The organism is Nocardia miyunensis NBRC 108239 (genome assembly GCF_001613065.1).
Classification (GTDB): Bacteria; Actinomycetota; Actinomycetes; order Mycobacteriales; family Mycobacteriaceae; genus Nocardia; species Nocardia miyunensis.
This window is the reverse complement of sequence record NZ_BDBQ01000081.1, coordinates 28,590-40,608: the sequence shown is the minus strand read 5'-3', so window position 1 is coordinate 40,608 and position 12,019 is coordinate 28,590. Positions and strand designations below refer to the sequence as shown.

9 protein-coding genes are annotated in these 12,019 nt (G+C 67.5%); 3 read left to right on the top strand and 6 right to left on the bottom strand.

Annotated elements, in window-relative coordinates; genetic code table 11:
• Positions 1 to 24: 24 nt before the first annotated feature.
• The gene (locus NM2_RS32575) at positions 25 to 1,035 is read right to left on the bottom strand and encodes an aldo/keto reductase (RefSeq protein ID WP_067676970.1); all 1,011 of its coding nucleotides are present in this window, start codon (positions 1,033 to 1,035) and stop codon (positions 25 to 27) included.
• 365 nt (positions 1,036 to 1,400) lie between these two features.
• On the opposite strand from NM2_RS32575, the gene NM2_RS32570 reads away from it, so the two are divergent.
• Positions 1,401 to 2,189, top strand: a complete 789-nt coding sequence (locus tag NM2_RS32570) for an IclR family transcriptional regulator (protein ID WP_084531804.1) — start codon at positions 1,401 to 1,403, stop codon at positions 2,187 to 2,189.
• Positions 2,190 to 2,374: 185 nt separating this feature from the next.
• Positions 2,375 to 3,586: a GNAT family N-acetyltransferase gene (locus tag NM2_RS32565; RefSeq protein ID WP_067676968.1), complete on the top strand. Its 1,212-nt coding sequence runs from the start codon at positions 2,375 to 2,377 to the stop codon at positions 3,584 to 3,586.
• A gap of 183 nt (positions 3,587 to 3,769) precedes the next feature.
• Here the strand turns inward: NM2_RS32565 and NM2_RS32560 are convergent, their stop codons facing one another.
• Complete coding sequence (locus NM2_RS32560; RefSeq protein WP_067676967.1) at positions 3,770 to 4,471, bottom strand: NAD(P)-dependent oxidoreductase; 702 nt, start codon at positions 4,469 to 4,471, stop codon at positions 3,770 to 3,772.
• A gap of 108 nt (positions 4,472 to 4,579) precedes the next feature.
• Between NM2_RS32560 and NM2_RS32555 the strand changes: the two genes are divergently transcribed.
• Positions 4,580 to 5,296 (top strand): TetR/AcrR family transcriptional regulator, encoded by a 717-nt coding sequence (locus NM2_RS32555; RefSeq protein ID WP_245718320.1) that lies wholly within the window; start codon positions 4,580 to 4,582, stop codon positions 5,294 to 5,296.
• On the opposite strand, the gene NM2_RS32550 is transcribed toward NM2_RS32555, so the two are convergent.
• Genes NM2_RS32550 through NM2_RS32535 form a run of 4 tightly spaced genes read right to left on the bottom strand, consistent with a single transcriptional unit; the run spans position 5,293 to position 12,016 of the window.
• Positions 5,293 to 9,054, bottom strand: coding sequence for an ABC transporter ATP-binding protein (locus NM2_RS32550; protein WP_067676964.1), 3,762 nt, complete (start codon positions 9,052 to 9,054; stop codon positions 5,293 to 5,295). The two genes, NM2_RS32555 and NM2_RS32550, sit on opposite strands and share 4 nt — an antisense overlap.
• Positions 9,051 to 10,394 (bottom strand): LLM class flavin-dependent oxidoreductase, encoded by a 1,344-nt coding sequence (locus tag NM2_RS32545; RefSeq protein WP_067676962.1) that lies wholly within the window; start codon positions 10,392 to 10,394, stop codon positions 9,051 to 9,053. Before NM2_RS32545 ends, NM2_RS32550 begins: the two co-directional genes overlap by 4 nt.
• 39 nt (positions 10,395 to 10,433) lie before the next feature.
• Positions 10,434 to 11,189 carry an ABC transporter ATP-binding protein gene (locus tag NM2_RS32540; protein ID WP_067676960.1) on the bottom strand — a complete coding sequence of 252 codons (756 nt, stop codon included), beginning with the start codon at positions 11,187 to 11,189 and terminating at the stop codon, positions 10,434 to 10,436.
• Positions 11,165 to 12,016 carry an ABC transporter permease gene (locus NM2_RS32535; protein WP_067676958.1) on the bottom strand — a complete coding sequence of 284 codons (852 nt, stop codon included), beginning with the start codon at positions 12,014 to 12,016 and terminating at the stop codon, positions 11,165 to 11,167. Before NM2_RS32535 ends, NM2_RS32540 begins: the two co-directional genes overlap by 25 nt.
• Positions 12,017 to 12,019: the final 3 nt, after the last annotated feature.

The window sequence follows — 12,019 nt, the reverse complement described above, 5'->3', positions numbered from 1 at the left end:
TGCTGTGGACAGGCGCGGCAATGCTCAGGCGGTGGTGACGGCCCCCGTGACCTGTCCCGGTGCGCCGCTGAGGTCGCCGCGGAACAGCGCGGACAGTTCCGCGAATTCCGCGGGCGTCGGCCGCCACCGCGCCGCGCCGAGGTTCTCGTCCAACTGCTCCGGCCGGGTCACCCCCGCGATCACGCTGGACACCGGATCGTGCGCCAGAAGCCAGCCGAATGCCAGAGCCGTAGGGGAAAGCTCACGCTCCCTTGCGAATTCGAGGTAGCGATCGATGGCATCCCACGGCGCGGCGAGGAGCAGATGCTTCTTGAGATTGGTGATCTTCGCCTCGGCCGGAGCGAAGTCCCGGCGGTATTTTCCGGTCAGCAGCCCGTTCTGCAGTGGGAAGTAGGGGAAGAATCCCAGTCCGTACGCGGCCAGCGCGGGCAGCAACTCCTTTTCCGGTTCACGCCAGAGCAGATTGTATTCGTTTGTGGCAGAGACGAACCGGGTCAGGCCGTTGATCCTGGCCACGTACTCCGCGTCGGCGATCTGCCAGGCGGCGAAATTGGAAGTCCCCGCGTATCGGATCTTCCCCTCCCGCACGAGATCGTCGAGCACCGAGAGGGTTTCCTCGACCGGGGTGATCTCGTCGGGAGTGTGGATCTGGTACAGGTCGATCCAGTCCGTGCCGAGTCGGCGCAGCGAGGACTCCACCGCGAGCCGCACGTATCGCCGCGACCCGCGAACGCCCCAGTCCGGCCCGTTGAGCCCGTTCACACCGATTCCGAACTTCGAGCCGATGACGACCCGATCACGGTGTGGCCCAAGCGCTTTGCCGAGCATGGTCTCGCTCTGCCCCGGTTGGTCACCGTAGACGTCGGCGACATCGAAGTAGGTGATCCCGAGATCCAGCGCCCGCCCGACGATGCGGTCCACCGCCGTCTGAGTATCGGCCACCATCCCGCTGCGACCGAAGGTGCTCGCCCCGATACCCACCTCGGAGACCACCAGACCGGACCGCCCGACGGTGCGATAGCCCTCGTGGAGCACGGTTTTCGACGGTGGGCGCCCCGCTGTGACAGCGGGAGAGGACGCGGCGGCAGGTGCGGACATCGGCTTCTTTCACGTTGATTCCGGATCGACCGGTGGGTCGGAACGGACTCCGAGGACGAACATCGCCGAGCGTATGGATCAGCACATCCTCAGACAACACATGTCATTCCGATGCACGGAATAATTGACACACGGCCATCGATATGCTTCGGCCGGTCGAATCCATCTGGAATGCACTTATCGCCGATCTCATTGTGTGTCATGCGAACCTGTGCCACGATGTGATTCCGATATCCGGAACCTACTGCGTCGTAGCGGAGCGTCGCCCCGATGATCGTGCCGAAGGCGGGAAAGGACTACAGGTGGCGGTGGACGGCTCGGGCCTGCAGACGGTCGCACGCGCGCTCGCCGTATTGCGTTGCTTCCAAGGCGATAGCGAACTCGGCGTCACCGATATCGCCCGGATGCAGGATCTGCCGATGAGCACCACACACCGGCTGCTGCGGGCGCTGCTGGACTCGCAATTCGTCGAGCAGGACACCGGAACCGGGCGGTACCGCCTGGGTGTGGCACTCGCGGAGTACGGGCATCTGGCTTACCGGCGGCACCGCATCTATCTGGCCGAACCACACCTCGAACAGCTCGGGATCGAAACCGGCACGGCGGTCTCCATCGCCGTGCGGCACGGCAGCGACGCCATCAATCTGGCATTCACCAGGTGGCGAGAGGCACACGGCCACAACCTGTCCGAGGTGCGGTTCCCGCTGCACGCCAGTGCCCTCGGCAAGGCTCTGCTCGCCTGGTCGCCGACGACGCGCGAGGATCTGGCGCAGCTGTCCTACGACCGCGGAACCGAACGTACGCCGCAGAACCCCGACGAGCTGGCCGCGGAACTCGAACTCGCCCGCCGGACCGGCTATGCCATCAATGACGAGCAGACCGAGTGGGGCTTCCGGATCATCGCGGTGCCCGTTCTCGGTCCGGACGGTCATGCCCGCTTCGCCCTCGCGCTGCGCGGCACCACCGAATTGATGATCCCCGAACGGATTCCGTTTCTCGCCGATCTGGCGCGCGTCACCGCGTCCGCGATCGGCGACGCCATCCTGCGGGAAGGCGGCGCACCCGCCGACCATCCTGCCATCACCTATTGAGCATCGGTAATGTCGGATCGCCGACCCGGGCGGTGTCGCGTTCCGGATGAACACCACACTGTCCAGAGGCGGAAGCCTCGAGTTCGACTGGGCGACGCCGCGTGATGTCGGGACCGGCTGGCCGCCCCCAACGGCCCAACTCGGTGCGTGCAGGCTCCGATCACCCGACACCCGAAGGAGACACAGTGACGACCGACCCGGCCCGCCTCGAACTGGAAACGCTGACGAGTGCGGACGACGTGCGCGCCGCCGGAGCGATATTCCGCACCGCGATGGTCGGCCTGTCGCCGTTGTCGCCGGACGCCGACGGGCTGGTCGAACCGGGCCGTACGTTGGGCGCGCGGCTCGACGGACAGTTGGTCGGCGCCGTCGACGCCTACACCAGCTGGCTGGTGGTGCCGGGCGGGCAGCGGGTGCCGCACGCCGCGGTCACCCACGTGGGCGTCCTGCCGACCCACACGCGCCGCGGCGTGGTGAGCGCGCTGCTGCGCCGCCAACTGTCCGATATCGCCGCTCGCGGGGAGATCGTCGCGACGCTGCGCGCGACCCAGGGCGGGATCTACGAACGCTTCGGCTACGGGGTGGCGAGCTCGTACGCCGGTGTGGCATTGGATCGCCGACGTGCTGGCCTGCGGGACACCGTGCCCCAGGCAGGTCCGGTGCGCTACCTCGATCCCATCGACCGGTGGCAGGAATTGGCGAAAATCTATGCGCCCGAACGGATATCGTGGACCGGCGCGATCGACCGGCCGTCGTACTGGTGGCGGTTCCACGAATTGGCCACTGGCGATACGGGCTGGACCGTGGTGCACGGCGAGCTGGGAGACGAGGACGGCTTCGTGCGCTACCACGCGGCCGACTCCACGGGCTGGCCGCGAAATCCACAGCGCGCCATCGTCGTCGACGACTGGGTGGCCACCAGCACGACCGCTTACCTCGGTCTGCTGCGGCACCTGCTCTCGCTCGACATCGTCGACCGCATCGTCTTTCCCTTCATGCCCCTGGACACCCCGATCCGCCACCTGTTCGCCGATGAGCGAGTGGTCGAGGTGACCGGCGTCCACGACGAGACCTGGCTGCGTCTGGTGGACGTTCGCGCAGCCCTGGCCCGGCGCGGCTACCGCGACAGCGACCCCCTGGTCCTGTCCGTCACCGATCCCCTCCTACCCGCCAACACCGGCAACTACCGGATCTCCGCCGAGGGAGCCGATCGTGTCGACGCCCCGGCCGACCTCGCAACCGACGTCTCCGCACTCGCCGCGGTATACCTGGGCGGATCCACCTGGCAGGCCCTGTCCCTCGCCGGTCGGGTGACCGAAATACGCAGTGGGGCACTGGAACACGCAGAAGACCTGTTCGCCACCGGATCGGCCCCGTTCTCCGGCACGTACTTCTGATCGAACGGTCGACGTGGTCGCGTACTACGGGCAGGTCGAGCTGAGCGTGACCAGCCGCGTCATCCTCAGCGGAGACCGATCAGCCCAGCCTCGCGCAAGGCCCGTGCTCGAGGCCCAGCGGGGCCGAAACCCACTCGTGCACATAGTGTTACAGCGCCGAATCCGCGCCCGGCCGCGCCCCGGCTAGTAGCCGATCGTGAATCGGCGTTGTACGAAACGGGGAAGTTCGGCTTCGTCGATCAGGGCCACCGCGGCGTCCTCGATGGAGATGCGGCTGTGGCCGTCGGCGTCGACTATTCGCCGGTCCTCGCCGATGCGGAAGCGGCCGGTGCGCTCGCCGGGCGCGATCAGTTCGGCCGGGCTGAAGTAGGTCCAGCGGCGATTCGAGACGCGCAGCACATTCAGGGCGTCCCGGTGTCCACGCACCGCGACCGCGTAATCGGCTGGTAGGCCGAGGCTTTCGAGGTCCCGGCGGAGCTGGTGGTCGTCGTCCGCGCCCACTCGGCCGGGTTCGAGTTCCAGGCTGCCTGCGCCCCCCACCACGATGAGCCTGGTACGGGGATGGGTTTCCAGGGCTTTCAGCAGGGAGCGAGCAGCATTCGCGTAGACGGTCGGATCGGCGATGGACCGGGTGACGGTGTCCTCGAAATCCTTGGCGGCGTTGCCGGGCTGGTAGCAGCTGACGAGCACATCCAGGCCCGGAAGCTGGGCGGCGACGGCGTCGCTGTCGAAGATGTCGAGATCAGCCCAGGTCAGATTCTCGTGTGCGGCATCGACAGCGGCGGCGGCTCGGGTGAAGGCCCGGACGTGGTGACCGCGAGACAGGGCCTCGGCGACCACGCGTTGCCCGATATTGCCGGTCGCGCCGATGACTCCGATGAACATGATTTCTCCTGAGGTGTCGGAAAGCGTTGAGAGACGCTACGCACAAACTTTACGGCGTGCAGTTTATGCGCAACGTAAATTTTTCTCACGGAGATGTACGATGTTGCGGTGGCCACTGCGACACCGACCAGGCGCGAACGCCGCCGCACCGAGACGACGGCGGAAATCAAAGAGGTCGCTCTGCGGCTCATGGCCGAGGGCGGGCCCGGAGCGATCACACTGCGCGCCATCGCGCGAGAGATGCGGATGACGGCCAATGCCGTCTACAGCTACTTCAGCACCCGTGACGACCTGGTGACGATCCTGATCCAAGATGTCTACGGCGAGCTGGCCGATACGGTGATCGCCGCCCGCGACATCCGTGAGCCCGACGACGCGGCCGGGCGAATCATGGCGTGGGCTTGCGCATTTCGTGAATGGTCACTGGCGAATCCCGACGGGTTCCGGCTCATCTACGGTGACCCGGTGCCGGGCTACCAGCCGCCGGAGGGCGGTGCGGCGCCGGAGGCCGAGCACCGGGTGTGCGCGGGGCTCACCGAATTGGCCGCGGGCGCCTGGCCTTCGGCGCAATCGCTGTACGCCGACTACGACTTCGAATGGTCGGACTTCGACCCGGCCCTGGTGAAGGAGGTCCGCGCGGAGTTCCCGAATCTCCCGCCGGCGGCGATCGCTGTCGCCCTGCGCATCTGGGGCCACCTGCACGGCCTGGTTTCGCTGGAGATTCGCGGCAGCCTCGGAGCACAGACGATCAACCCCGAAAAGCTCTACCGGAACGAGGTGAACGCCCTCATCCGCTCGTTCGGCCTGGAACAGCCGACGATCTAGCGCTGTCCAGCCACCGATTCTCGATCGACATCGGTTCGCGTCGCCCCGACGTATGCCTGCCACAGTGCGGCATAGGCGCCGTCCGCGCGCAGCAGCTCCGCGTGCGGGCCCACCTCGGCCAGGCGACCGCCCACCATCACCGCGACGATGTCGGAGTCCGCGGCGGTCGCGAGGCGGTGGGCCACCACGATCGTGGTGCGGCCCGCGGTGAGCACATCGATGGCCGCGCGGACCCGGGCCTCGGTGGCGAGGTCGAGGGAGGCGGTGGCCTCGTCGAGGATGAGGATGTCCGGTTCGACGAGCTGGGCCCGGGCCAGCGCGAGCAGTTGCCGCTGTCCGGCGGACAGCAGGCGTCCCTGCGGGCCGATCGGGTGGTGGTAGCCGTGGTCGAGCGCGGCGATCATCTCGTGCGCGCCGACTGCCCTTGCCGCCCACTCGATCTCGGCCGGATCGGCATCCGGCCTACCGTAGGCGATGGCGTCGCGGACGGTGTCCCCGAACAGATACGGCTCCTGCGGCACCACACCGAGACGCTTACGGTAGTCCTCGAGCTGAAACTCCCGAATATCGTCGCCGTCAACCAGGATTCGTCCGTCGGTCGGGTCGTAGTAACGGGCCAGGAGTTTGACCAGCGTGGATTTCCCGGCCCCGGTCTCACCCACCAGCGCGACCCGCTGCCCGGGTTCGATCCGCAGCGTGACGCCCCGCAGCACATCGGCGTCCTCGGGCCGGTACCGGAAACCGACATCCCGGATCTCGATCGCGCCGTCGACCCGCCGTACCGCTCGCGGCCGCTCCGCCTGCGGGGTGGACACCTCCACCGCGAACAACCGGCCGAGCCGATCGACGCCCACCACTGCCTGCTGATAACTGTCGAACACCTGTGAGAGCTGCTGAATCGGCGAGAACAGCAGATCGATGTAGAGCAGGAACGCGATCAGCGTTCCGGCGCTGAGGTCACCGGCGCGAACCTGATGCACCCCCACCGCGAGCACCGCGGCCGTCGCGACCACCGACAGGAATTCGATGAACGGGAAGAACACGGCCATCAGGGTCTGACTGCGCAGCCGCGCGTCGCGGTACTCCCACGAGAGTCGGTCGAACCTGTTCTGGTTCAACGCTTCTCGGCGGTACGCCTGGGTGACCTTGATATTGTCGACATTCTCCTGCAGATAGGCGTTGACCACGCTGACCTTGTCCCGCGCGGTGTTGTAGGCGGGCACCGACGATCGCCGGAACCATATCGTGGCGGCGATCAGGATCGGCATCAGCGCGAGCACCACCAGGGCCAGTTTCGCGTCGATCACCAGCAGTGCGACCACCACGCCGCCGATGGTCAGCGAGGAGGTCAGCGCCGTGGACAGGCCGGTCTGCAAGAAGGTCGACAGACCGTCGACATCGGTCGTCATGCGGGTCATGATCCGCCCGCCGAGTTCGCGTTCGTAGTACTGCAACCCGAGGCGTTGCAGCTGGGCGAACGTCTTGACCCGCAGGCCGAAAAGCAGCCGCTCCCCGGCCCGTCCGGTCACCCGCACCTGCGCGACACTGATCCCCCAGTCCACGAGCACCACCGCCGCCGCCAGTGCCGCCGCGCCGAGCAGGACGTCCCGCGCGCCGACCAGTACGCCCTGGTCGATGCCGGATCGCACCAGCACCGGGATCAGAATCTGTGCTATCGCATCGAGTGCGACCAGGGCCAGGCCCGCCAGCAGCGGCCTCGCGAACGGGCGCAGCAACCTGCGCAGGCTGAATTCCGGATCGGCTGTGCGGGTGAAGCTTTCGGGCACGTCGGGTTCGCCGGACACTGGCGCCAGCGCGTCGATGAGTTGCTGCACGTCGCCACTGGGCGGTGCGGAGATCATCATGCCGCCGCCGCGTCCGAAGCCACCCGCACCGGCCGCATGATGGGAGAACGCCCGCGCCATCTGCTCCAGGGTTCGGGTCTCGTCGCCGTACTCCGTGGGTTCCGCCCACAGCATCTCGGTCGGCACGGCATCGGTCGTGGTACGCAGTGCCGCACCGATTTCCGCCGCATCCGGCGGAGTGAACAGCGTCGCGAACAGCACACCGGACTCCTGGAGTTCGGCCAGGGTGCCAGATTCGGCGACGCGGCCGCGATCCAGGATCACCACTTCGTCGGCCAGCGCGAGGGTCGAAATGCGGTGCGCCACAACCACCGTGGTGCGACGTCGCACCTCTGCGGCGATGCGTTCGAAGATGGTCTGCTCGACCTTCGCATCGATCGCGGACGTCGCGTCGTCGAGCACCAGTACCGGCGCATCGGTGATCAACGCGCGAGCCAGCGCCAGACGTTGCCGCTGACCACCGGAAAGCCGCTGTCCCCGTTCGCCGATCGGGGTGTCGAGCCCATCGGGCAGCCGCCGGACGAATTCGTCCGCGGCCGCGAGATACAGTGCGTGCCATACCTGTTCGTCGGTGGCCTCCGGCCGTCCGTAGGCCACGTTCGCGCGGATGGTGTCGGCCATCAGGTGGGTGTCCTCGAAGACGATCGCCACCCGGCCCCGAACCTGCGGCAGCTCCCGCACGTCCACGCCGTCCAGGCGCACCACACCGGCATCCGGATCGATCAGCCGCGGCAGCAGTGCGGTGAGCGTCGACTTGCCCGAACCCGCACCGCCCGCCAACGCCACGGTCCTACCGGCGGGAATCGTCAGGTCCAGATGGTCGAGGACCGCGGTGTCGCCGATCCGTACGGTCACATCCAACAGGTCGATCCGCGGCGTCGCGGCAGCCGCCACGGGCGGCGTGTGCACAGTCGGCTCACGGCGAGGCCCGGCGTCGATGACCTCGCGCACCCGATCCAGTGACGCTTTACCCTGCTGGCTGACGGTGAGCAGGGTGGAGAACTGCCGCACCGGGCTCACGAACGAGCCCAGGTAGGTCATGAACGCGAGAAACGTTCCGAGACTGATGGATTGGTGCAGAGCCAGCAGACCACCCAGCACGAGAATGAACACCTGCCCCAGTGCGGGCAGCGCCGCCATCGCGGGAGTGAACCGGCTGGTGATCCGCACGACGCGCAACCGGGACCGGAACAGATCGCGGGCGCGCTGTTCCAACTCGCCTGTCTCCCTGCGCTCCTGGCCGAACCCCTTGACCACGCGCACCCCGGCGACCGCCGACTCCACCCGCATCGCCACCTCCGCCGCCTGGGCCTGCGCATCCCAGTTGGCGGGGAACAACTCTCGCTGCGAGCGCCGGGTGACGATCCACAGCGCCGGAAGCAGGACCAGGGCTACCACCGCCAGCGGCAGTGACATCGTCGCCATCAGCACCAGCGCGCCGAGCAGCAGCGCCACATTGCCGGTGACGACCGGAATCAGTTGCAGGAACATCTGAATCAGCGTGATGTCGCTGATCGCGCGGCTGACCACCTGTCCGGTCGTCACCGTCATCTGTTCGCGTCCGGGCATGTGCACCAGCGCGGCGAACAGATCCGAGCGCAGGTCGAACTGGACTCCCAGCGAGAGCGTGGACGAGCAGACCCGCCGCAGCATCGACATGCCGAACCGGACCACACCGATCACGATCAGCACGGTCACGGCGGCGGCCAGCGGCACCCGGGAATCGCCGAGCGAATCGACCACGTGCCGCACCACCAGAGGCAGTGCGGCGGTCAGCGCGGCACTGCCCGCGGCGCCGACCGCCGCACCCGTGACAGCCCGCGGATGCGCCAGACATCGGCGCAGCAGGTACCGCCACCAACTCCGATCCGCAGCCGAATTCGACTGGCTCACTGGGCAATCGCCGCGTCGGCCGCCACGCTGAACTGATTCTCCGGTCGTGCCAGCCCGTAGTGCCCACGCAGGGTGGAGTCGGTGTATTCGGTCCGGAACAGCCCGCGCTCCTGCAGAATCGGCACCACCCGGTCCACGAAGACGTCCAGTCCCGAGGGCAGCGCGGCGGGCATCACGTTGAATCCGTCGGCCGCGCCCTCGGTGAACCATTCCTCGATGGTGTCCGCGACCTGTTCCGCCGTGCCCGCGAAGGTCCGGTGGCCGCGTCCGCCGCCGAGGCGGGCGATCAGCTGACGCACCGTGAGCCGTTCGCGCCGAGCGAGATTCACGATCAGCGTGAACCGGCTCTTCGCCCCCTGGACCTCGTCCTCGGTGGGCAATTCGGCGGGCAGTTCGCTGTCCAGGTCCAGCGCCTCGACGGGCAGGTTGAACCGCTCGGCGAGGGTGCGACGCTGATACTCCGGCTGGATCAGGTTGGTGAGCTCGTCGTCGAGTTCCCTCGCGTGCGCCTCGGTGTCGCCGATGACGGGGACGATGCCCGGCAGAATCTTGACCGTGCCGGGATCGCGGCCGAGGCGGCGAGCCCGGTCCTTCAGATCGGCGTAGAACTGTTTGCCGTCCGCGAGGGTCTGCTGCGCGGTGAACACCGCCTCGGCGTAGCGGGCCGCGAAGCCCTTGCCGTCCTCGGACGAACCCGCCTGCACCAGAACGGGATACCCCTGCGGGGAGCGCGGCACGTTGAGCGGCCCGGCCACCCGGAAGAACTCACCGACGTGGTTGATCTCGCGAACCTTGTCCGGATCGGAGTGGATGCCGAGTTCCTTGTCGCCGATATAGGCGTCGTCGTCCCAGCTGTCCCAGAGTTTGGTTGCCACGTCGACGAATTCGGCGGCCTTCTCGTAACGCAACCGGTGATCGGGGACGTCGTCGAGCCCGAAGTTGCGGGCCGCGTCGGCCCCGGCGGTGGTGACGATGTTCCAGCCCACCCGGCCACCGGACACCCAGTCGACCGAGGCGAAGCGGCGGGCCAGGTTGTAGGGATCGTTGTAGCTGGTCGAGGCGGTGGCGATCAGGCCGAGACGGCTGGTGCGCAGCGCGATGGCGGTCAGCAGCACGGTCGGCTCCAGTTTGCCCACCGGACGGCGGCCCGGATCTCCCTGTATCACCGGCGAATCCGCGAAGAAGATGGAATCGAACTTGCCCCGCTCGGCCGTCTGCGCCAACCGGATGTAGTGCTCGATATCCAAGTGCGCCAACGGATCCGATCCCGGCAGTCGCCACGATGCCTCGTGGTGGCCGGTGGACATCAGGAACGCGTTCAAGTGCAGGGTTCTGCTCATCGGGAGTGAGAATCTTTCCGGTAGTGGAGGAATCGGTGCTCAGGCCGCGATCGGATCGGCGCCCAGCGCGCTCAGCAGCGACCGCCGGATCTGCTGGAACTGCGGCTGCGCCGGATCGCGCGGGCCGTCGAAATCGATGTCGATGTCGACCTCGATGCGACCGTGATCCAGGATCAGCACCCGCTGAGCGAGCGTGATGGCCTCGTCGACGTCGTGGGTCACCAGCAGCACGGTCGGGCGATGCGCCTCGACCAGGCGGCGCAGCAGGGCGTGCATGCGTATGCGGGTCAGCGCGTCCAGGGCGCCGAACGGTTCGTCGGCCAGCAGCAGTTCCGGCTCGCCCACCAGGGCGCGCGCGAGTGCGGCGCGCTGCTGCTCGCCGCCGGAAAGCTCACCGGGCCAAGCCTTTTCACGTCCGGCCAGGCCCACCTCGGCCAGCAGTGCCGTGGCGACGGCCCGGCGCGAGCGCGGCTGGCCGTACAGGACGTTGGGCAGGACACGTTTCCAGGGCAGCAGCCGCGAGTCCTGGAACACCATCGATGTCCGCCCCGGCACCCGCAGCAGGCCCGCGCCCGCCACACCGTGGTCGATACCGGCCAGCGCCCGCAACAGCGTGGACTTACCGGACCCGCTCTTACCCAGCAGCGCCACGAACTGGCCTTCGGGAATCGTCAGATCGACGTCGTCGAGGACGGCCCGGCCACCGAATTTGCGGGTCAACCGCTCCAACTGCACACCCGGCCCGGCTTCGGCGGATTGTTCGGCCGAGGTCAGTCCGCCAGGGTTCGTCGCCACGACAGCACCTTTCGCTCCAGGATTCGAATGCCGGAATCGCACAGCAGACCGAAGATTCCGTAGACGGCGAGCGCGACGAGGATGACATCGGCCTGGCCATAGTTCTGGGCGTCCTGCATCATCTTGCCGAGGCCGTCGGTCGCGTTGACCGATTCGACCACCACCAGCACCAGCCAGGACGTGTTCACCGCCAGCCGCAATCCGAGGAAGAATCCCGGCAGCGATCCGGGAATCACCACCTGCCGGATGAATTCGAAACGGGAGACGCTCTGGATCTCCGATAATTCGACCAGCCGCCGATCGATACCGATCAGCGCGGAATGCGTTGGCACATAGAGGGTTACCGCGGCCGCGAGCATGATCAGCACGACCTTGAAGCTGTTGCCGATACCCAGCCACAGGATCATCAACGGGACCAGGCCCAGGGTGGGAATCGAGCGTTTGACCTGGACCACGCCGTCCACCAGGGATTCCCCGATTCGGGAGAGCCCGGCGATGAGCGCGAGCGCGGTGCCGATCAGAATTCCCAGGAGCACCCCGGTGGCCACGCGCGTCATGGACACCTCGATATTGGTCAGCAACTGACCATCGGTGAGCAATTGCCAGGCGGTCGACACGACGGTCCAGGGTGCGGACAGTTTGCGCCGGTCCAGCAATCCGAGGTACGCCCCCGCCGACCAGACGCCGAGCAGCAGCACCACGCCGAGCAGCCGGGCGAACGGAAGCTGCCTGCGCAGACCGAGTCGACGGCGAGCCGGGCGTGCGGTGAAACCGGCCGCGGCCCGTGGCGCGGTGAGGGCGGGAAGATGTGCGGAAACGACGGTCATCGG